Origin of the sequence: Phycicoccus avicenniae (assembly GCF_018139485.1) — a bacterium.
In the GTDB taxonomy this organism is placed as follows: domain Bacteria; phylum Actinomycetota; class Actinomycetes; order Actinomycetales; family Dermatophilaceae; genus Phycicoccus; species Phycicoccus avicenniae.
Window position 1 is genome coordinate 55,358 of the sequence record NZ_JAGSNF010000021.1, and the last position, 20,399, is coordinate 75,756.

Annotated in this window: 21 protein-coding genes and 1 tRNA gene; 7 read left to right on the forward strand and 15 right to left on the reverse strand. The window is 74.0% G+C overall.

Annotation, left to right across the window (positions count from 1 at the left end; translation table 11 throughout):
- Window positions 1-143 precede the first annotated feature (143 nt).
- Window positions 144-887 (forward strand): IclR family transcriptional regulator, encoded by a 744-nt coding sequence (locus KC207_RS14580; RefSeq protein WP_211604047.1) that lies wholly within the window; start codon window positions 144-146, stop codon window positions 885-887.
- A gap of 197 nt (window positions 888-1,084) precedes the next feature.
- Window positions 1,085-1,429, forward strand: coding sequence for an NAD(P)-dependent oxidoreductase (locus tag KC207_RS14585; protein WP_211604048.1), 345 nt, complete (start codon window positions 1,085-1,087; stop codon window positions 1,427-1,429).
- A 4-nt stretch (window positions 1,430-1,433) separates the two neighbouring features.
- Here the strand turns inward: KC207_RS14585 and KC207_RS14590 are convergent, their stop codons facing one another.
- On the reverse strand, window positions 1,434-1,925 hold the full coding sequence (locus tag KC207_RS14590; RefSeq protein ID WP_211604049.1) for a monooxygenase family protein: 492 nt from the start codon (window positions 1,923-1,925) through the stop codon (window positions 1,434-1,436).
- An 88-nt stretch (window positions 1,926-2,013) separates the two neighbouring features.
- Here KC207_RS14590 and KC207_RS14595 point away from each other — a divergent pair, with 88 nt between their 5' ends.
- Window positions 2,014-2,613, forward strand: coding sequence for a MerR family transcriptional regulator (locus KC207_RS14595; protein ID WP_211604050.1), 600 nt, complete (start codon window positions 2,014-2,016; stop codon window positions 2,611-2,613).
- A gap of 231 nt (window positions 2,614-2,844) precedes the next feature.
- On the opposite strand, the gene KC207_RS14600 is transcribed toward KC207_RS14595, so the two are convergent.
- The 6 genes from KC207_RS14600 to KC207_RS14625 form a co-directional block, all read right to left on the reverse strand.
- Window positions 2,845-2,919, reverse strand: a tRNA-Gln gene (locus KC207_RS14600).
- Between the two features lie 85 nt (window positions 2,920-3,004).
- On the reverse strand, window positions 3,005-3,763 hold the full coding sequence (locus tag KC207_RS14605; protein ID WP_211604051.1) for an HAD family hydrolase: 759 nt from the start codon (window positions 3,761-3,763) through the stop codon (window positions 3,005-3,007).
- Window positions 3,760-5,277 carry a glutamate--tRNA ligase gene (gene gltX, locus KC207_RS14610; protein ID WP_211604052.1) on the reverse strand — a complete coding sequence of 506 codons (1,518 nt, stop codon included), beginning with the start codon at window positions 5,275-5,277 and terminating at the stop codon, window positions 3,760-3,762. Before gltX ends, KC207_RS14605 begins: the two co-directional genes overlap by 4 nt.
- 127 nt (window positions 5,278-5,404) lie before the next feature.
- On the reverse strand, window positions 5,405-5,677 hold the full coding sequence (locus KC207_RS14615; RefSeq protein WP_211604053.1) for a hypothetical protein: 273 nt from the start codon (window positions 5,675-5,677) through the stop codon (window positions 5,405-5,407).
- A gap of 97 nt (window positions 5,678-5,774) precedes the next feature.
- Complete coding sequence (locus KC207_RS14620; protein ID WP_211604054.1) at window positions 5,775-6,545, reverse strand: fumarylacetoacetate hydrolase family protein; 771 nt, start codon at window positions 6,543-6,545, stop codon at window positions 5,775-5,777.
- Window positions 6,546-6,565: 20 nt separating this feature from the next.
- Window positions 6,566-7,468, reverse strand: coding sequence for an SGNH/GDSL hydrolase family protein (locus tag KC207_RS14625; RefSeq protein WP_211604055.1), 903 nt, complete (start codon window positions 7,466-7,468; stop codon window positions 6,566-6,568).
- A 96-nt stretch (window positions 7,469-7,564) separates the two neighbouring features.
- On the opposite strand from KC207_RS14625, the gene KC207_RS14630 reads away from it, so the two are divergent.
- The 3 genes from KC207_RS14630 to KC207_RS14640 all read left to right on the forward strand — a co-directional run bounded on the left by KC207_RS14630 (window position 7,565) and on the right by KC207_RS14640 (window position 10,285).
- Complete coding sequence (locus KC207_RS14630) at window positions 7,565-8,440, forward strand: 3-methyladenine DNA glycosylase (RefSeq protein ID WP_211604056.1); 876 nt, start codon at window positions 7,565-7,567, stop codon at window positions 8,438-8,440.
- Window positions 8,441-8,530: 90 nt separating this feature from the next.
- Window positions 8,531-9,775 (forward strand): MFS transporter, encoded by a 1,245-nt coding sequence (locus tag KC207_RS14635; RefSeq protein WP_211604057.1) that lies wholly within the window; start codon window positions 8,531-8,533, stop codon window positions 9,773-9,775.
- A 51-nt stretch (window positions 9,776-9,826) separates the two neighbouring features.
- Window positions 9,827-10,285 carry an HIT family protein gene (locus KC207_RS14640; protein ID WP_211604058.1) on the forward strand — a complete coding sequence of 153 codons (459 nt, stop codon included), beginning with the start codon at window positions 9,827-9,829 and terminating at the stop codon, window positions 10,283-10,285.
- Between the two features lie 33 nt (window positions 10,286-10,318).
- Here the strand turns inward: KC207_RS14640 and cimA are convergent, their stop codons facing one another.
- Together cimA and KC207_RS14650 are read right to left on the reverse strand one after the other, a co-directional pair.
- Complete coding sequence (gene cimA, locus KC207_RS14645) at window positions 10,319-11,911, reverse strand: citramalate synthase (RefSeq protein ID WP_211604059.1); 1,593 nt, start codon at window positions 11,909-11,911, stop codon at window positions 10,319-10,321.
- Window positions 11,912-12,276: 365 nt separating this feature from the next.
- Window positions 12,277-13,401, reverse strand: coding sequence for an MBL fold metallo-hydrolase (locus KC207_RS14650; RefSeq protein ID WP_249138764.1), 1,125 nt, complete (start codon window positions 13,399-13,401; stop codon window positions 12,277-12,279).
- A 79-nt stretch (window positions 13,402-13,480) separates the two neighbouring features.
- Between KC207_RS14650 and KC207_RS14655 the strand changes: the two genes are divergently transcribed.
- Window positions 13,481-14,353 carry a hypothetical protein gene (locus KC207_RS14655; protein ID WP_211604060.1) on the forward strand — a complete coding sequence of 291 codons (873 nt, stop codon included), beginning with the start codon at window positions 13,481-13,483 and terminating at the stop codon, window positions 14,351-14,353.
- A gap of 116 nt (window positions 14,354-14,469) precedes the next feature.
- On the opposite strand, the gene KC207_RS14660 is transcribed toward KC207_RS14655, so the two are convergent.
- The 6 genes from KC207_RS14660 to serA all read right to left on the reverse strand — a co-directional run bounded on the left by KC207_RS14660 (window position 14,470) and on the right by serA (window position 20,372).
- On the reverse strand, window positions 14,470-15,252 hold the full coding sequence (locus KC207_RS14660) for a gamma-glutamyl-gamma-aminobutyrate hydrolase family protein (protein WP_211604061.1): 783 nt from the start codon (window positions 15,250-15,252) through the stop codon (window positions 14,470-14,472).
- Window positions 15,253-15,307: 55 nt separating this feature from the next.
- The gene (locus tag KC207_RS14665) at window positions 15,308-15,811 is read right to left on the reverse strand and encodes a hypothetical protein (RefSeq protein WP_211604062.1); all 504 of its coding nucleotides are present in this window, start codon (window positions 15,809-15,811) and stop codon (window positions 15,308-15,310) included.
- 125 nt (window positions 15,812-15,936) lie between these two features.
- Window positions 15,937-17,031 (reverse strand): branched-chain amino acid aminotransferase, encoded by a 1,095-nt coding sequence (locus tag KC207_RS14670; protein WP_211604063.1) that lies wholly within the window; start codon window positions 17,029-17,031, stop codon window positions 15,937-15,939.
- Between the two features lie 170 nt (window positions 17,032-17,201).
- Complete coding sequence (locus KC207_RS14675) at window positions 17,202-18,275, reverse strand: 3-isopropylmalate dehydrogenase (protein ID WP_211604064.1); 1,074 nt, start codon at window positions 18,273-18,275, stop codon at window positions 17,202-17,204.
- An 86-nt stretch (window positions 18,276-18,361) separates the two neighbouring features.
- Entirely contained in the window at window positions 18,362-18,460 is a 99-nt protein-coding gene (locus tag KC207_RS14680) for a 3-isopropylmalate dehydrogenase (RefSeq protein WP_211604065.1), read from the reverse strand.
- Window positions 18,461-18,785: 325 nt separating this feature from the next.
- Entirely contained in the window at window positions 18,786-20,372 is a 1,587-nt protein-coding gene (serA, locus tag KC207_RS14685; protein WP_211604066.1) for a phosphoglycerate dehydrogenase, read from the reverse strand.
- Window positions 20,373-20,399: the final 27 nt, after the last annotated feature.

The following is a 20,399-nucleotide window of genomic DNA, read 5'->3' on the forward strand; positions in this document are numbered from 1 at the left end:
CTCCAGTGACGGACCGGGATGACGCGGTCCGGACGGTTGCACGGTCGCGCGGGCTGGGTGCGCCTCTGCGTGTCTCCCGAGATTCGCACGGCCCCACGGCGTGCGAACTTGCGTCTCAGGCAATGAGACGTCAATATCAAGACATGGACAACACCAGTGGGGTCGGCGTTCTCGACAAGGCGGCGGTCGTGCTCTCCGCCCTCGAGGCGGGCCCGTCGACGCTCGCCCAGCTCGTCACGGCCACCGGGCTCGCACGGCCCACGGCCCACCGCCTGGCCGTCGCGCTCGAGCACCACCGGCTCGTGACGCGTGACCTCCAGGGGCGGTTCGTCCTCGGCCCCCGCCTCGCCGAGCTCGCCGCTGCGGCCGGGGAGGACCGCCTCCTCGCGGCCGCCGGCCCGGTCCTCGGCGCCCTGCGGGACCACACGAACGAGTCGGCCCAGCTCTTCCGCCGCCAGGGCGACTACCGGGTCTGCGTCTCCGCGGCCGAGCGTCCCGTGGGCCTGCGTGACTCGATCCCGATCGGCGCCACCCTCTCGATGCGTGCGGGCTCCGCCGCCCAGGTGCTGCTCGCCTGGGAGGAGCCGGACCGGCTGCACCGCGGGCTCCAGGGCGCCGCGTTCACGGCGACGGCCCTGTCGGGGGTGCGCCGGCGCGGCTGGGCACAGAGCGTCGGCGAGCGCGAGCCGGGTGTCGCGTCCGTCTCCGCGCCGGTCCGCTCCCCCAGCGGCCGGGTCATCGCCGCGGTCTCGATCTCCGGGCCCATCGAGCGGCTGTCGAAGCAGCCCGGCCGACTGCACGCGGCGACCGTCATGGCGGGCGCGAACAAGCTCACCGAGGTCCTCACGCGGCACGCGGCGCAGCAGGAGGCCCAGAACACCGTCTGACGGGCTGGTCCGTCCTCGGTGTCGAGGGGGCGTGACACGCCGTGACGAGCACCGACCCTGGCGCGGGTCGTGACCCCTCGACCGGTTCGACGGCGTGGCCCGGCTCACGACACACGTCCGTCACGACGGAGGCACGTCGTGGCAACATCGGTCCGGCACCCTCGGCACGTCGACTCGACCGCCCGAAGGAGGGGACCGTGCCACCGACCCTCAGCCCGCCCACCCTCGACCGCACCCGCCTGCTGGCATTGCCCCGGCCGGACCGGAGGGCGGTGGTCGTCGGCGGAGGACAGGTGGCCGCCCGGCGCGCGGCCGCCCTCACCCGGTCCCGCACCCCCGTGACCGTCTACGCCCCCCGGCTGTGCGACGACGTGTTCGACCTGCTCGTCGAGCACCTCGTGAGCTGGGAGGACCGCTGGCCGACCGCCGCGGACCTGCGTGACGCCTGGCTCCTCCACGCGGCGAGCGGCGACCCCGCCGTCGATGCCCGGATCTGCGACCTCGCCGCCTCCGTCCGCACCCGCCGGGCGGGTCCCGCCTGAGGCCTCAGCGCCCGACCCGGCCCCCGAGCCGCTCGCGCGCGGTCTCCCCCCGGCGCCGAGCCGGCACCACCCCGGCGAGGTCGGCGAGCCCGAACGGTCGCGGTCCGGCGTAGAGGCTCTCGACGCCCTGGTCGGCGAGGTCGTACGTCTCGTGCCACAGCGTCACCGCGTCCGGGTCGTCGGCCGCCGCCCGGTAGAAGGCGAGCCACGCCGGCCGGTGCTCGCGCTGCACGGCGTTCGCGTAGGCGTAGATCTGTTCCGTCGAGCGCCACCACTGGATCATCGTGACGCCGGAGAGTCCGAGCGTCGTGCGACTGCCGAGGTAGCCGAGGTCCTCGGCCTCGCCACGGGCCGCGGCCACCCGGTTGCGCTCGAGCTCGGCGATCATCCGGCCCATGGGGGCTCCGGCCGCTCGGACGGTGCGCACGTGCCACGGCTTGTGCACCCGCAGGCCGATGAGGAAGAGGGCCAGGGGCCCGTCGTAGGCGTGGGTCACGCGGTCCATCGTCCACTCCGTCGGATAGTGTCGCTATCTGTCATGGCCATGATGGAGAGTGGCACTATCCGATGTCAAGGGGTCGCCGATGCGGATCTCCCAGCTCGCCGAGCGGACCGACGTCCCGGTCCACACGCTGAAGTACTACCTCCGCGAGGGCCTGCTCATGCCGGGCGTCGCGACGAGCCGCACCCGGGCGGAGTACGACGAGGACCACGTCCGCCGCGTGCACCTCCTCCGGGCGCTCGTGGAGCACGCCGGCGTCGGCATCGACGGCGCCCGCCGGGTCGTCGCCGCCCTGGAGGACCCGCCCGGGACGCGCGCGGAGCTGCTCGGCGTGGCCCAGCGCACCGTCCCTGCGACCGGTGGGGACGCCGAGGTCTCCGACGAGGTCCGCGAGCTCGTCGCGGACCTCGGCTGGACGGTCGAGCCGGACGGACCGTGGATGCGCTCGCTCACCGCCACCGTCGGCGCGGCGCGCGCGGCGGGCCTGCACCTCGAGCACCGGCGGCTCGTGGAGTACGCGCACGCGGCCCGGGACGTCGCCGAGGTGGACCTCGACCTCACGGAGGACGCCGAGGACGCGGCGGCGGCCGTGCGCACGGTGGTGCTCGGCACGGCGCTGCTCGACCCGGTGCTCATCGCGCTCCGCCGCGTCGCCCAGGAGGCCGTGAGCCGCGAGCGCTGAGCACGGGCCACACGGACACGTCGAAGGGCCCGGGCGGGGGGGCCCGGGCGGGGACCGCTGTTTCCCCCCCCGGGTTGGAACCCCCGCCTCCCCCCTGAGAGGGCGGCGTGCTAGGCCACTACACAACGGGGCCAGGGTGTCGTCCGGTCACGCTGACGTGCCGGGCAACGGGAGAGAACCTTACCGAACGGCGGGGATTTCTCCGAATCGTCCCCGGCGGGCCGGGGGCGATGGCTGGGGTACCAGGACTCGAACCTAGAACGGATGAACCAGAATCACCTGTGTTGCCAATTACACCATACCCCAAGGGGTATACCGCCGGTTCCTGTGACCAGGCCGGGCGGCGAACCGAGACGCGATACTACCGGGCCCGACCGGGCCGCCCAAATCGTCAGGAGGCGAGACCGGACGGGCCGGCGACGAGGTCGACGACGCCCTCCAGGCCCGTGACGACCGGGATCCCCCGGGCCCGCACGAGCCGCAGCCCGCGCTCGTCCGGCGCCCCGTCGCGCACGAGCCACGCGGCGCGCAGGCCGGCGTCGCTCGCCCCGAGCGGGTCGTTCGAGAGCTCGTCCCCGACGTACAGGGTGCGCGCCGGGTCGGCGCCCAGGCGGTGGCACGCCTCGACGTAGGCCCGCTCGTCGGGCTTGCCGTAGCCGAGGGTGTCCCGGGTGCACACGACGTCGAAGAGGTCACCGAGCCCGCACGCCCGCATCTTGCGTCCCGTGTACTCCGCGGAGGAGTTCGTGAGGACGCCGACCGCGACGCCCTGCCCACGGAGGGCCGTCACCGTCGGTCGGACGTCGTCGAAGGCCCGCAGGCCCCCGAGGAAGCGGTGCTCGTAGTGCTCCTCGAACGCGTCCCACCAGTCCCGGTCGACCGGCTGGTCGAGCCAGTGCGCGAGCTCGGTGACGCGGGCGCGACGCATCTCGTCGAACTCGATCTCGCCGCGGGTGTAGGCCGTGAAGTGGCCCTCGGGGTCGCTGCGGAAGCGGACGCCCGCGTCGGCGAGGCGGTCCGGGTCGGCGTCCGGCCAGAGCGCGGCGGCCGCGGCGGCGCCGGCCGCGTGCATCGCCGACCGGGTGTCGTAGACCGTGTCGTCGGCGTCGAGGAGGACGGCCTGGACCTCCGGTCCCGGGACGGCGCTCACAGCGACGCCCGGAGCACGGCGAGCCGGGTCAGCGTGGACGCCTTACCGAGGATCTCCATCGACTCGAAGAGCGGCGGACTGACCCGCCGCCCGGACACCGCCGTGCGCAGCGGCCCGAACGCGAACTTCGGCTTGATGCCGAGCCCGTCGACGACCGCCTCGCGCAGGGCGCCCTCGACGGCCTCCGCCGTCCACGCGTCGTCGCCGATGCCGGTGAGGGCGGCCGTCGCGGCGTCGAGGACGTCACCCGCGTCGTCCTTGAGCTGCGCGCGGGCGTCGTCGGCGACCTCGACCCGGTCGTCGGCGACGTAGAACGGCCCGACGAGGTCGCTCGCCTCGGTGAGGTGGGCGATCCGGGTCTGGACGAGGTCGGCGACCTTCTCCAGCCGGTCGAGCTCCTCGAGCGTCGGGGTGTCACCGAGGACCCCGTCGGTCTGGAGGAACGGCAGGAGGCGGGAGGCGAAGTCCTGGAGGTCGAGGGCGCGGATGTGGACGCCGTTGATCCAGTCGAGCTTCTTGAGGTCGAAGATCGGGCCGACCGGGTTGACCTCGGACCAGTCGAAGCGCTGCGAGAACTCGTCGAAGGTGAACACCTCGACGTCGTTTCCCTCGGCGTCCTGGGCCGGCGGGTAGGCGAGCAGGCCGAGGAAGTTCACGAGCGCCTCGGGCAGGTAGCCCTCCTCCTGGAACCAGGTGAGCCTGGCCTCGGGGTTCTTGCGCTTGCTGATCTTGCTCTTGTTCTCGTTGCGCAGCAGCGGCATGTGCGCGAAGCGGGGCGGCTCGACGCCGAACCAGCGGTAGAGCAGGAGGTGCTTCGGGGTGGAGCTGACCCACTCCTCGCCGCGGACGACGTGGGTGATGCCCATCTCGGTGTCGTCGACGACGACGGCGAGGTGGTACGTCGGGAAGCCGTCGGCCTTGAGGATCACCTGGTCGTCGGGCCGCGGGGCGGACATCCGCCCCCGGACGAGGTCGTCGAAGTGCAGCTCGACGTCGTCGGGTACGAGCATCCGCACGACGGGCTGCTCGCTGAAGCCCGGCAGGGCCCGCCGCTCCTCCTCGGTCCTGCCGTGGCAGAGCCGGTCGTAGCCGGTCGGCTCCTTGAGCCGCTGCTGCTCGGCGCGCATCTCGGCGAGGCGCTCGGTCGAGCACCAGCAGTGGTAGGCGTGCCCGTCGGCGAGGAGGCGCTCGACGTACGGGCGGTACGTCGTGAGGCGCTCGCTCTGCCGGTACGGCGCCGCCGGCCCCCCGACGTCCGGCCCCTCGTCCCAGCCGAGGCCGAGCCAGCGCAGGGTGTCGAAGACCTGCTGCTCGGAGTCCTCACGGAACCGGCTGCGGTCGGTGTCCTCGATGCGGAGGACGAACCGTCCGCCCTGCTGGCGTGCGAAGGCGAGGTTGAACAGCGACATGTACGCCGTCCCGACGTGCGGGTCGCCGGTCGGCGAGGGCGCGACGCGGAGGCGGACGGTGCCGGGCAGGTCGCCGGCGGGGCTCGTGGGGGTGTGCTCGGTCATGATGCGCCCAGCGTAGTGACGCGGCGGTCACGCCGGTGCCGGGGTTGCTCGCGGCGGGACGGGCTCGTGTCCCCGTCCTGCGCGAGCGACCCCGTCCGACCCGGGAGGTCGGGTCCGGTCGGGGCGCTCAGCGCTCGTCGTCGGCGGGCGTCACGGCGTCGGGGTCGACGGTCGGGGACCCCTCGTCCTCGCCGTCCTTGACGTCGTCGATCTCGTCGACGACCCGCTGCCTCTCGGACGGGTCCATCTCGACCCCGGCCTCGTCGAGACCCTCGTCGACGGCCTCGTCGATCGTGTCCTTCTCGGCGCTGTACTCCCACGACGTCGCCTCGTCGACGACGTTCTGGGCGGCCTCGGCGGCGGCGTCCTGCTCCTGCGGGGTGTCGGCGTGCTCGCTCACGGTTCCTCCTCGGTGCGGGGCCCGCCGGTGCGGGCGGTCGCCTCCACCGTAGGCACAGGTCAGAGGGGGTGTGCGCGGGAGGGGCGGACCGGGGCCCTCAGTGTCGGACGACGGGGTTGGCGAGCACGCCGATCTGCTCGACCTCGACCTCCACCCGCTGGCCCGCGACCATCGGCCCGACGCCCGCGGGGGTCCCGGTGAGGATGACGTCCCCGGGCAGGAGGGTGAACGCCTTGGACGCGTAGGAGACCAGCGCCCCCACGCCGTGCACCATGTCGGCCGTCGTGCCGTCCTGGACGGTCTCGCCGTCCAGCCGGGCCATGACACCGAGGTCGCTCACGTCGAGGTCCGTCTCGACCCACGGACCCAGCGGGGTGAAGGTGTCGAAGCCCTTGGCACGGGCCCACTGGCCGTCGGTCCGCTGCAGGTCGCGGGCCGTCACGTCGTTGGCGCACGTGTAGCCGAAGACGACCCCGAGTGCGTCGTCGGGCTCGACGTCCTTGCACATGCGGCCGATGACGACGGCCAGCTCGGCCTCGTAGCTGACCTCGGAGGTCTGCGGGGGCAGGACGACCGGGTCCCCGGGCCCGACGACCGAGGTGTTCGGGACGAGGAACATCAGCGGCTCCTCCGGGACCTCGGTGCCCATCTCGGCGGCGTGGTCGGCGTAGTTGCGGCCGATACCGATGACCTTGCTCCGCGGGATGACGGGGGCGAGCAGCCGGACGTCCTCGACGAGGTGGGTGGCGCCCGTCAGCTCGATCCGCTGGTACAGCGGATCGCCCGTGACCTCGGCGATCTTCTCCCCCGTGCCGTCGACCAGGCCGTAGACGGGGTCGTCCCCGGTGGTGAACCTCGCGATGCGCATACGAGCAGCCTACGGCCGCGTCAGCCCCCGACTCCCGCCGCCTCCGCGGCGGTGGCGACCTCGCCGGCGACGACGGCGGCCCCCTCACCCGTGAGGTGGATGTCCCGGTCGGAGCAGATGAAGGTGAGCGTGCAGACCTGCGCGACGTTCGTCGGCACCTCCTGTCCCCCGAGCTGCGTCGGGGTCTCGTCGTCGAGGGCGAAGGCGTCGGCGAGCGGGACGTACCGCGCCCCGGACCCGCCCGCGGCCGCCTCGACGGCCGCGTCGAGGGCGTCGAAACCCTCGGTCGCCGCGTCGAGCTGCGCGGCGCCCTCGCCGAGGTAGCCGGCCGCGAGGAAGGGGTTGTAGTACCCGACGACGAGGACCGGCACGCCGGGCCCGGCCGCCGCGCTGAGCCGCTCGAGGATGGCCGGGAGGTTCTCCTCGACGGTCGCGACCCCGTCGGTGACGCACGGCCCGTCCACGCTGAGCTCCGGGCCCACGCAGCCCAGCAGGTCGTTGCCGCCGATGTCGATCGTCACGAGCGCCACGTCGTCCCGCTCTCGGAGCAGCCGCTCGGCCTGCTCGAGCTGGCTCCCCGCCTCGTAGTCGCACAGCCCTCCGTCGAGCAGGGTCTGCGTCGACTCCCCGCTGCACGACAGGTTCTCGACCTCGAGGTCGGCCCCGTCGAGCAGGTTCGCCGCGAGCGCCGGGTAGGCACTGTCCCGCAGCTCGGTCCCGCCCGGCTGGTACCCGGCGGCCAGCGAGTCGCCCAGCGCGAGGTAGGTGGGACCACCCGCCTCGGTCTCGGTGGCGGACGGGCTCGGGCTCGCGGCCGTCGTCGTCGGCGTCGACGGGGCGGCGCTGTCGTCCTCCGCCTCGCCGCTGCACCCCGCGAGGAGGAGCGCGGCGACGGCGGCGGATGCGGTGAGCAGGCGGGTCACGGGGGTCCTCCGGGATGTCGGGCGTCGTCCGACCTCAACGTACGAGGTCCGCGCCGCGTTTCCGGCCCCGGTCCGCGGGGTCGTACCGTGGCGCCGATGACCTGCCTCGACCGCGCCACGTGGACCGCCCGGGCGGCCGCCCACGCGGCCCGGGTCGATGCCGCCACGGCCGGGCACCGGGAGCGCCGCGCCGACGGGCGTGCCCACCCCGTCGAGGACTTCCTCTTCCGCTACTACCGACACTCCCCCGCCAAGCTGCGGCGGTGGCACCCCGGCGCCGGGATCGTCCTCGCCGACGCGGCGGGGACCGAGCACGCCGGGTGGCGGCACTACCGGGTCGACGGGGACGAGGTGTCCGTCGACGTCCAGGGCTTCCTCGCCGAGCGCGGTCCGGCGGTGGCGTTCGTCCGGGAGCTGCTGACCGCGACCCTCTCGCGGCCGCCGCACCTCGGCTGCTTCGGGCTCCACGAGTGGGCGATGGTGCACCGGCTCCCGCAGGACGACGTCCGCCACCCCGGCTGGCCGCTGCGGCTCGGTCCGGAGGCCACCGACGACGTGCTCGAACGGCACACGGTCCGCTGCACGCACTTCGACGCCCACCGGTTCTTCACCGACAGCGCGGCCCCGCGCAACACCGTCACCCCCACCCGCGAGCGCCAGACCGCGCTGGAGCAGCCCGGGTGCCTCCATGCGGGGATGGACGTCTACAAATGGGCGTTCAAGCTCGCCCCTCTCGTCCCGAGCGACCTCACCGCGGACGCCTTCGAGCTCGCCCACGAGATCCGGGTGCTCGACATGCGGGCCTCGCCGTACGACCTGCGCGACCTCGGCTACGAGCCGGTCATGGTCGAGACGGCCGAGGGCAAGGCCGAGTACCTCGAACGACAGCGCGCCTTCACCGACCGCTCGAACGCCCTCCGGCGCCGGCTCCTCGACGTCCTCGAGGGATCGGTACGCACCTGCGCCCCCTGAACGCCCACGCCGGTGCGAGCGTGGAGGTCATGACCGTGACCGGACACGACACAGCCGAAGGCCCGAGCGTCCCCCCCGACCCCCGAGGAGGTGCGCACCGCCCGCAAGGCGGTCATCGCCTCCTCCGTCGGCAACGCCCTCGAGTGGTTCGACATCATCGTCTACTCGAGCTTCGCCGTCGTCATCAGCGAGCTGTTCTTCCCCGAGGTGTCGGGGTTCGCCGCCCTGATGTTCACCTTCCTCACGTTCGCGGTGTCCTACCTCGTGCGCCCTCTCGGCGCGGCGGTCATCGGGAACTGGGCCGACCGGCACGGGCGCAAGCGTGCGCTGTCCTTCACGATCCTCCTCATGACCCTCGGCACCGGTCTCATGGCCGCCGCCCCCACGGCGGCCGTCGTCGGACCTGTCGCCGCCGGACTGTGGCTGCTCGGCAGCCGGCTCGTCCAGGGCTTCTCGGCCGGCGGGGAGTTCGGTTCGGCGACGACGTTCCTCATCGAGAGCGCCCCGGACCGCAAGGCCTTCTACGGCAGCTGGCAGGTCGCCACCCAGGGCGCCGCCCTCGTCCTCGCATCAGCCTTCGGGCTCGGGCTCACGACGACGCTCTCCCGGGAGGACCTCTACTCGTGGGGCTGGCGCGTCCCGTTCCTCTTCGGGATGCTCATCGGCCCCGTGGGGTGGTACATCCGCCGCCGGATGAGCGAGACGCACGACTTCGAGACCGCCGAGAAGGTGTCGTCGCCCATCGGCACGGCCCTCTCGACGCACCTGGTCCGGGTCCTCGCGGCGGCAGGGGCCGTGGCCCTCGCGTCGCTGTCGGTCTACCTCATCCTCTACATGCCGACCTTCGCCGTCGACAGTCTCGGCCTGCCGGCCTACGCCGGCTTCCTCGGCGGGATCATCGCCGGGGTCGTGACGCTCGTCGGCACGCCGTTCGTCGGACGCCTCGCCGACCGGGTGGGTCCGGGCCGGGTCATGGTCGTCGCCGCCGTGGCGGCGGCGGTCCTCGCCTGGCCGCTGTTCCAGCTCGTCGTGGCCGTGCCGACCGTGGCGGTCCTCACCGTCGTCCAGGTCGTGTTCGGTGCGCTCATGGCCGCGTACTTCGGTCCGCTCCCCGGGCTCTACGCGGACCTCTTCCCCACCAACGTCCGCACCACGGGGATGGCGGTCGGCTACAACCTCGGTGTCCTCGTCTTCGGCGGGTTCACCGGTGCGATCTTCACCTTCCTCATCGAGGTGACGGGGTCACCGACCGCCCCGAGCATCTACTTCGTCGGCATCGCGATCGTCTCCCTCGTCACCGTCCTCCTCGCCCGCAGGAGCTACCGCGTGCGCTGATCCGGCGGCCGGTCCGCCCGTACCCCGTCACGGCCGCTAGCGTCGAGGTCCATGGCCGACTGCTTCGTGTGCACCGAGAACGCCCGCCCCGACCTGCCGCCCCGGGACCGGGTCGTCGTCACCGACCACTGGCGGGTCGCGCACGCCTTCGACACCTCGCTGCCGGGATGGCTCGTGCTCGACGCCCGTGAGCACGTCACCGCCCTCGACGAGCTGCCGCCCGCTGCCCACGCCGAGCTCGGTGACCTGCTCGGCCGGCTCACCGCCGCGCTGCGGGCCCACACCGGCTGCGCGAAGACCTACGTCATGCAGTTCTCCGAGGCCGAGGGCTTCGGGCACCTCCACGTCCACCTCGTGCCACGCCCGGCCGACCTGCCCGACGACTCCCGCGGTCCCGGCGTCCTCCGGTTCCTCGGGCCGGACGCCGCCGGCGAGCAGGTCCCCGAGGACGAGCGGGACCGCATCGCCATGCACCTCGCGGCCCTGCTCCGACCGGGTGCGCTCGCCTGATGGGCCGGGCCGTCGCCGCGGTCCGGGCTCGGGTCAGCGTGGGTCGACGCCCGCCTTGACGAGACCGTAGGTCACCGACTCCAGCAGCGCGTCCCAGCTCGCCTCGAGGATGTTCGCCGCGACACCGATCGTCGTCCACGACGTCGTCCCGTCCGAGGTCTCGATGAGGACCCGGGTCACCGCGTCCGTGCCGTGCGCCGCGTCGAGGATGCGGACCTTGTAGTCGATGAGCTCGAGCCCGGCGACCTCCGGGTACGTCGTCGCGATGGCGGTCCGCAGGGCGTGGTCGAGGGCGTTGACCGGGCCGTTGCCCTCGCCGGTCTCGACGTGCCGCTCCCCCGCCGCCCGGACCTTCACGGTCGCCTCGGACAGGGCGTCGGCGTCGCCACGGGCGTCGGTGATGACCCGCCAGGACTCGACCTCGAAGTACGCCGGCAGCGTGCCCTCGATCTCGCGGCGCAGGAGCAGCTCGAAGCTGGCGTCGGCGGCGTCGAAGGTGTACCCGCGCAGCTCCCGCTCCTTCACCGCCGCCAGCACCCGCTGCAGCGTGGCGGCGTCGCCCTCGTCGGACGCGTCGAGGCCGAGCCCGAGCTCGCGCGACTTCAGCTCGATGGACGCCCGGCCGGCCATGTCCGAGACGAGCATCCGCATGTCGTTGCCGACGTGCTTGGGGTCCAGGTGCTGGTAGAGGTCCGGGTCGACCTTGATCGCGCTCGCGTGCAGCCCGGCCTTGTGCGCGAAGGCGCTCGAGCCGACGTACGGCTGCCGCGAGTACGCCGGGACGTTCGTCACCTCGGCGATGGCGTGCGCGATCCGGGTCGCGTCCTGGAGGCGGTGCGGGTCGAGCAGGTCGCGGCCCTGCTTGAGCTGGAGGTTCGCGACGACGGTCAGCAGGTCGGCGTTGCCGGTCCGCTCGCCGTAGCCGTTGATCGTTCCCTGGACGTGGCTGGCCCCCGCCTCCACCGCCGCCATCGAGTTCGCGACGGCGCACCCGGTGTCGTTGTGGCAGTGGATGCCGACCCGGGCCCCGGTGCTCGAGACGACGTCGTCGACGACGGCCCCTACCTCGCCGGGCAGCAGCCCGCCGTTCGTGTCGCAGAGGGCCACGACCTCGGCACCGGACTCGACCGCGGCCCGGACCGCCTCGAGGGCGTAGTCGCGGTCGGTGCGGTATCCGTCGAAGAAGTGCTCGGCGTCGAGGAACACCCGGCGGCCCTCGGCCCGCAGGAACGAGACGGTGTCGCGGATCATCGCCAGGTTCTCCGCCAGGGTCGTGCGCAGGGCGCGCTCGACGTGGCCGGTGTGCGACTTCGCGACGAGGGTGACGACCTGGGCCTGGCTGTCGAGCAGCGCCCGCACGAGGGGGTCGGCGTCGGCGCGGCCCCCGGCGCGGCGGGTCGCGCCGAACGCCGCGAGCGTGGCGTTCCGCAGCCGCAGGTCCCGCGCGGCCCGGGCGAAGAACTCGGTGTCCTTCGGGTTCGCCCCCGGCCAGCCGCCCTCGATGTAGCCGACGCCCAGCTCGTCGAGGTGGGACGCGATGGCCAGCTTGTCGGCCACCGAGAGGTTGAGCCCCTCCTGCTGCGCGCCGTCGCGCAGGGTCGTGTCGTACACGTGCAGGTCGGTCATCGGTCCATCCTCGGTCGTGCCGGTCACCCGGCGTCCGGGCCCCGGCCCGTGCGGGCCGGGGCGTCGACGCGTGTCGTTCCGTTCTCCGTCATCGACCGGCGCTGCCCGGGCCGCCCGAGGGGTGGGGGGCGGCCCGCCGTCGCCGGCCGGTGTCGCCCTCCACGCGTGGTGACGACCCCGACCAAACGAAAAGACCCCCCGGGTACGGGAGGTCTGCGCGACGAGGAAGGTCTCGTCGCGCTAGCCGATAATGATCGCGGTGGTGGCCGCGTCACGGAACGTCACGGCGTCAGCATCGCACGCCCGGGGCCCCTCCCCGCAGGGTCCGTCCACATCGTGACCACGACGAGACGTCGCCGCACGGCTCAGGCGGACCCCGCAGGCTGCACCGCGGCCTCCCACCACGCCTCGAGCGGCGGAGGCGCCGAGACGTCGACCCTGTCACCGACGCGGGGCACGCAGACCTCGACGCCCTGGGTCGCGGCGGCGACGAGCAGCCGCTCCACGGGCTCGGCCCACGGGTGCGGAGCGAGGACGAACGTGCACCAGTGGATCGGCAGGAGCAGTCCCCCGCCCATCTCACGGACCGCCGCGACGGCCTCCTCCGGGTCGAGGTGGATGTCGCGCCACGAGTCGTCGTACGCCCCGACGGCCATGAGGGCGACGTCGAAGGGGCCGTGCTCCGCCCCGATCGCGTCGTAGCCCGGGAACCAGCCCGTGTCGCCGCTGAAGAACACCCGGCCGGCCTCGCCGGCGACGACCCACGAGGCCCACAGGGTGCCGTCGCGCCGCACGCCCCGTCCCGAGAAGTGCTGGGACTCGACGGCCGTGACGCGCACCCCGGACACCTCGTGGCCCTCGCCCCAGTCGCACTCGAGCACCCGGTGGGCGGGCACGTCCCACGCCTCGAGGTGAGCCCCGACACCGAGCGGGACGACGAAGACCGCGTCCGTGGCCGTCGCGAGCGCCTGCACGGTGTCCATGTCGAGGTGGTCGTAGTGGTCGTGCGAGACGACGACGGCGTCGACGGGCCCGATCCGCTCGAGCGGGACGGGCACGGCGTGCAACCGCCGGGGGCCCACGTGACGGCTGGGTGAGCAGCGCTCGCTCCACACCGGGTCGAGGAGCAGGCGCACCCCGTCGAGCTCGACGAGTGCGCTCGCGTGCCCGAACCACGTGACGTGCAGGCCGGTGGTCGCCGGCTCGCGCAGGGCGCTGACGACGGGGACGGCGCCGGGGGGCCGCCGGGTCTCGGCGGTCTCGCGGAAGCGGTCGACGAACTCCCGCTGGCCCGCCGGCATCGCGCGGGCGGACGCGAGCCGGTTGTGGAAGGCCCCGTCCCGGTAGTGGGGCGAGCGCTGCATCCGCGCGAGCCTCGGGCCGGTCGCCCGGGCCCCGAGGGCTGCGGGCACGCCCCGGCCGGCGACGGCGAGCGCACCGAGGGCTCCGGCGGCGCCCGCGGCGACCGCGAGCCGGTTGAACGTCGTCACCTCCCCATTGTCACCCCCGGCGTCGGCCGACCCGAACCCCATATCGTGGAGGGGCACCGCCCCCGACCCGGAGAGGACGATGGACGAGCACGGCGGCGACCTCACCCGCGCACCCCTGGAGTACCCGGGGGTGCCCGTCGCGGGACCCCGGCTCGTCGTCGGGGACTGCGCCCACACCGTCCGACCGCGGCGGTCCCGCGGGCTCGGCTCGGCCCGCTCCGGCGGCTGTCGTCGCTGCGAGGTTCCCGTCGGCTCCGGCGCGGACTCCCTGGACCGGACCCTCCACCGGCTCGGGGCGGCCCCGCTCGCCGAGCGCACCCCGCTGCTCGCCGTCGGCTCGAACGCCGCCGCGTCCGTCATCCGCCACAAGCTGACCCGCGTCGGTGTCTCCAGCGTCGTCCCGCTCCTCACCGGTGTCGTGCGCAACCTCGCGATCGGCCACACCGCATACGTCTCGCGGGGCGGCTACGTCCCCGCGGCGCCGGTCCACCGCTCGCGGGCGCGCACCCCCGTGGTCCTCCAGCTCGTCGACGACGAGCAGCTCGCGGCCATCGACGCGACCGAGGGCGGGTACGACCGGGTGGAGCTGCGCGCCGGTCACTACCCGCTCGTCCTCACCGGCGGCGTCCGGCCCACCCGCTTCCACGTCTACGCCGCGAGCGAGGGCGTCCTCGGGCTGCCCGGGACCGGGCGCCGGTTCCTCCCGCAGCACGAGGTGCTCGGAGCCCTCCACGCGGAGGGGATGCCGCACACCGACGAGGTCGAGCCCGCCGCCATCGCCGCGCGGTTCGCGGCCTCCCCCGACCACCGGCTCGAGGTCAAGGGCGCCATCGCGGACCGCGGGATGGCCGTCGACGCCGGACTCGTCTCCCACCCCGCGGGGGTGCTGCGCTGGCCGGACGTCGTGCGGACCCCGCGCCGGCGGCGACGCGTCGCCCGCGGCCACCGCTGACGGCCGCCCGTCCCGAGGCGCACCAGCTGCCCGACACCCGTCGAGGTCGGGCAATACGCAGGGCACACGCCGTTCCCGTCTGCGTGTTGCCCGATCTCGACGCCTGGGTGACGGCGTCAGGGTCCTGCGGCGACCCCTGCGGCACGCCGCTCCCGGGCGGCGCCGACGAGCGCGGCGACGAGCGAGGTGTCGGTGCCCTCCTCGGTGTGCCACTGGACCGCGAGCCGGAAGGCCGCGCCGGGCCACTCCATCGCCTCGAGGGTGCCGTCGGCGTGCCGGGCGGACGCGCGCCACCCCGTCCCGTGCAGCCCGTCCTCGAGCACCGCCTGGTGATGATGGGTCGGGACGTCGAGGACACCGTCGCCGACGACCTCCGCGAGCAGCGTCCCCGGGTCGACGACGACGGGGTGCGTCGCGTAGCGGCCGGGGGTCGGGTTGTGGGCGTCGTGCCCCACCCGGTCCGGCAGGTGCTGCTCGAGGCCGGCGCCGGCCACGACGGCCATGACCTGCATCCCGCGGCAGATCCCGAGCAGCGGCAGGTCGGCGGCGACCGCCGCGCGCACGAGGGCGGACTCCCAGGCGTCACGCGCGGGTTCCGGCGGCTCGGTCTCGGGGTGCGCGGCCTCGCCGTACAGCCCCGGGTCGACGTCGACCCCGCCCGCGACGACGAGGGCGTCCAGGCGGGACACGACGTCGGCGGCGAGGACGTCGTCGACGTCCTCGCGGGGCGGGAGCAGGGCGGCGACCCCACCCGCGGACTCGACGTGGGCGACGTACCGGTAGGGCAGGGCCACGCTGTGCTGCCCGACCCACAGCGCCCGGTCGACGCTCGCGACGAGGCAGGTCACCCCGACGAGGGGCGCCGGGCCGTGGGGTCGGGCGCTGCGGAGGTCGGTCATGGGCGCGAGTATGCCCGCGGGACGGAGCGCCACGGGCGCCGCTCCCACGCTGCGGTCAGCTCCGCGGCGGGCGCTCCTGCGAGGGGTCCTCGGCCTGGTGCGCACGCTCGCCCTCGAGGGGCCGGGCCCCTCCCTCGACGGGGTCGGGACCGCCGGGCATCGCGATGCGGTTGCCCTGCTCGTCGACGCGGTGCCCCTCGTCGTCGGTCCGGACGTCCGGGTCGTGGCGGTCGGCCTCGCGCAGCGTCTCCTCGCGCTCCTCGCGCATTCCCCCGGCCGCGGTGGTCCGCTGCTGCGCCTCGTCCTGCAGCCGCTCGGCCTCGAGGCGCTGCTTCTCGGCCTCCGCGGCAGCCAGCTCGGACTGCGCCCGCGCCTCGGCGGCCTCGGCCTCCCGCTCGCGCAGCTCCCGGTCGTGGGCGACGGCCTCCTCGCGCAGGTCGGCGGCGGTGTCCCGCTCCGCGGCCTCCTTGCGGGACCCGCCCTGGCGCAGGATCACGCCGACGACGACGAGGAGGACGAGTGCGACGACGACGATCGCGACGACGGTTCCGGTACCCATGGGTGCTCCTGAGGGGCGACGACGACGGGCGATCGCCCGTCTGCCCCGTCGGCTACCCGGTCCGGGCCCGCGTCAACCACCGGCGAGGCCCCGCACCGGTCGGTGCGGGGCCTCGGTCCGGCTGCTCAGGCGAGCCGGGTCAGCCAGCCGCGGGTGTCCTCGGCGAGGCCGTACTGGACGTCGAGCAGGGCCTTGCGGATGGACCGCGTCACCTCGCCACCCTCGTCCCCGGCGGTCGAGGGCGCGGAGCCGCCCTCCCAGCGCAGCTCACCGACGGGCGTGACGACCGCGGCCGTCCCGCAGGCGAAGATCTCGCGGATGCTGCCGTCGCGCACCCCCTGCTTCCACTCCTCGATCTCGATCCGCCGCTCCTCCGGCTCCAGGCCGAGGTCCTTCGCGAGCTCGAGGATGGAGCTGCGGGTCACGCCCTCGAGGATCGTCCCGGTGAGCTCGGGCGTCAGCAGGCGCCCGTCGTCGGTGACGAAGAAGAGGTTCATCCCGCCGAGCTCCTCGATGGCGGTGTGCGTCGCGGAGTCGAGGAAGACGGCCTGGTCGCAGCCGTGCTCGATGCCCTCGAGCTGGCCCGCGAGCGAGGAGGCGTAGTTGCCCCCGGTCTTCGCGGCGCCGGTGCCGCCGCGGCCGGCCCGGGCGTAGCCCTCGGAGATCCACAGCGTGACCGGCTCCAGGCCGCGCGGGAAGTACGCGCCGGCCGGCGAGGCGATGACCGAGTACGTCACCTCGTTCGCGGGCCGCACCCCGAGGAAGGGCTCGGAGGCGTACATGAACGGCCGCAGGTACAGGCTCGTCTCGCCGGTCCCGAAGGCGGGGACCCACGCGACGTCCGTCTCGACGAGGGCCTTGAGCGAGGCCATGAAGTCGTCGGTCGGCAGCTCGGGCAGGGCGAGGCGGCGGGCGCTGCGCTGCATGCGCTCGGCGTTGGCCTCGGGCCGGAAGGACCAGACCGAGCCGTCCTCGTGGCGGTAGGCCTTGAGGCCCTCGAAGACCTCCTGGGCGTAGTGCAGGACGGCGGCGCTCGGCATGAGGCTGATCGGCCCGTACGGCTCGACGACGGCGTCGTGCCAGCCCTCGCCCTTGGTCCACGTCGCAGTGGCCATGTGGTCGCTGAAGTGCTGACCGAAGCCGGGGTTCGCGAGGATCTCGGCACGTCGCTCGTCGGTCGCCGGGTCGGGGCGGCGGTGGATGTCGAAGGTGAGACTCATGGGACGGGTCAGTCCTTTCCACGGGGAGCGACGGTGCGTCCCGTGAGGGTACCCGCCACGGCACGGGCGTCCCACGGCGCGGCGGAGCGGCACCGTGAGCCGCGTGGTGGCGGCGAGGAAGGGGGCGGCGGCGGACCGCCGGAGGCGCGCCGGGCGCGCGGAGGAAGGCGTCAGAGACGGGCGGCGATGGCGTCGCCGACGGCGCTCGTCGAGCGCGGGGCACTCCCGCGCTCGGCGAGGTCGGCGGCCACCGCCCGTTCTACTCGCCCGGCGGCGTCGTCGAGGCCGACGTGGGCGAGGAGCATCGCGACCGACAGCACGGTCGCGGTGGGGTCGGCGAGGCCCTGGCCCGCGATGTCCGGGGCCGAGCCGTGGACCGGCTCGAACATGCTCGGGAACCGCCGCTCGGGGTTGATGTTGCCGCTCGCGGCGAGACCGATGCCGCCGGCGATGGCGGCCGCGATGTCGGTGATGATGTCGCCGAAGAGGTTGTCGGTGACGACGACGTCGAACCGGCCGGGGTCGGTCGTGAGGAAGATCGTCGCGGCGTCGACGTGCTGGTAGGCGGTCTCGACGTCGGGGAACTCGGCGCCGACCTCCTCGACGGTGCGACGCCACAGGTGCCCGGCGTGGGTGAGCACGTTGTGCTTGTGGACGAGCGTCAGGTGCTTGCGGGGACGCGCCTGGGCGCGGGCGAAGGCGTCGCGGACGACGCGCTCGACGCCGAAGCGGGTGTTGAGGCTCACCTCGGTCGCGATCTCGTGCGGGGTGCCGGTCCGCAGCGTCCCGCCGTTGCCGGCGTACGGCCCCTCGGTGCCCTCCCGGACGACCACGAAGTCGATCCCCTCGGGGGCGACGCGCTCGACGGCGAGCGGGGACTCGACGCCGGGGTAGAGCTTCGCCGGGCGGAGGTTGACGTAGTGCTCGAGGGCGAACCGCAGCGGGAGCAGCACCCCGCGCTCGAGGACCCCGCTCGGGACCCCCGGGTCGCCGATGGCACCGAGGAGGATCGCGTCGTGCTCCGTGACCTCCGCGAGCACCGAGTCCGGCAGCGTCTCGCCGCTGGCGTGCCAGCGGCGGGCGCCGAGGTCGTACTCGGTCGTCGTGACGGACGGACCGCCCTCACCGAGCGCGGCCTCGAGGACCTTGAGTCCCTCGCCGACCACCTCGGGGCCGATCCCGTCGCCGGCGATGACGGCGAGGTCGAGGGAGGTCGGCGCGGCGGTGTGCGAGGCGTCGGTCATGCCGTCACTGTACGAACGTCGTCCGAGATGCGGACGGGCCGTCCCACACCCTGGAAGGTGCGGGACGGCCCGTACCGTCGGGGGGCTCAGTCGGTGTGGCCCTGGTCGCGCAGGTCCATCGACTCCTGGAGCGCCTGGCGCGCCGCCGTCGCCTCGTCGTACTCGGTGCCGCTGTCCGTGTTCATGCTTGTCTCGCATCCTCGACGGCTCCGCCGTCGGTGGTCCGGTGTGTCCTGGGGGTCGTCGTGCTCGAGCCGGCGGTCGGGCCGGCGAGCCGTCAGCGACGTCGCGGGGTCTCCGCGGCGAGGGTGCTGACCTGTCGGGCCCCGCCGCGGCCGGGAATGAGGAGTACCTGCCGCATGCCGTCGACGATACGAGGACGTCCTAGCATCCGGGAGCGCCCTTCCGCGATGTGGACCGCCTGGACGGAGGATCGCGTGGAGCCGTCCGCGACACGCAGGACGGCGGGCCCCCGGGGGTGGCCGGGGACCCGCCGTCGTGGGCCCTGCGTCAGGCCAGGTCGACGACCCGCACGGTCGCGGCCCCGATCTCGGCGCCGATGGCTGCGACGACGGAGTCCGGGATCGCGCTGTCGACCGTGAGCGCGACGAGGGCGTCGCCCCCCTCGTCCTGGCGCGAGACCTGCATCGCGGCGATGTTGACGTCGGCCTCCCCGAGGAGCCGGCCGAGGGCCCCGACGACGCCGGGGCGGTCGGCGTAGCTGAAGAAGGCCATGTGCCGGCTCAGCGGGACCTCCAGGTCGTAGCCGTTGACGCCGATGACCTTCTGGACCATCTTCGGTCCGGTGAGCGTGCCCGCGACGGACACGACGGTCCCGTCCCCGAGCGTCCCGCGCAGTGTGGTGACGTTGCGGAACTCCTCGGAGGCGGCGTCGGTGACCAGACGGGACTCCAGGCCGCGCTCCTTCGCGAGCAGCGGCGCGTTGACGTAGGTCACCGGGTCCTCGGTCACGTCGGTGAAGACGCCCTTGAGGGCGGACAGCTCCCAGATCGACACGTCGTGCTGGGTGATCTCGCCCTTGACCTCGACGTCGAGCTGGACCGGCACGGCGCCGGCGACGGCGGAGAACACCCGGCCGAGCTTCTCCACGAGGTCGATGCCGGGGCGGACCTCCTCGGCGACGGCCCCGCCGGAGACGTTCACCGCGTCGGGCACGAGGTCGCCCCCGAGGGCGAGCCGGACCGACTTCGCGACGGCGACGCCCGCCTTCTCCTGGGCCTCCTCGGTCGAGGCGCCGAGGTGCGGGGTGACGACGACGGACTCGTGGGCGAACAACGGGCTGTCGGTGCACGGCTCCTTCGCGTAGACGTCGAGTCCGGCCCCCGCGACGCGGCCCTCGGCGATGGCGGTGGCGAGCGCCTCCTCGTCGAGGACCCCGCCCCGGGCGGCGTTGACGATCCGCACCGACGGCTTGACCTTGGCGAGGGCCTCGGTCCCGATGAGGCCGAGGGTCTCGGGCGTCTTCGGCAGGTGGATCGTGATGAAGTCGGACTCCGCGAGCAGCTCGTCGAGCGTCACGAGACGCGCGCCGAGCTGACCCGCGCGCTGGACCGACACGTAGGGGTCGTAGGCGAGGATCTCGACGCCGAACCCCTTGAGCCGCTCGGCGACGAGCTGGCCGATGCGGCCGAAGCCGACGATCCCGACCTTCTTCTCGAGCAGCTCCACGCCCCCGTAGCGGCTGCGCGCCCAGGTTCCACCCTTGAGCGCCTCGTTCGCGGGCGCGATGTTGCGGGCGCACGCCAGGAGCAGGCCGATCGCCAGCTCGGCCGCCGAGGTGATGTTCGACGTCGGCGCGTTGACGACCATGACGCCGGCCTTCGTCGCGGCGTCCACGTCGACGTTGTCCAGTCCGACACCGGCCCGGGCGATGACCTTGAGGCTCCTCGCGGCCGCGATCGCCTCGGCGTCCATCTTCGTGGCGGAGCGGATGAGGACCGCGTCGACGTCCGCGAGGTCGGGGATCAGCCGGGAGCGGTCCGCGCCGTCGGTGGTCCGGACCTCGAAGTCGGGTCCGAGGGCGTCGACGGTCGCGGGCGAGAGCTCCTCGGCGATGAGCACGACGGGCTTGGTCACGTCAGATGCCTGCTTTCGTGTGGGTGG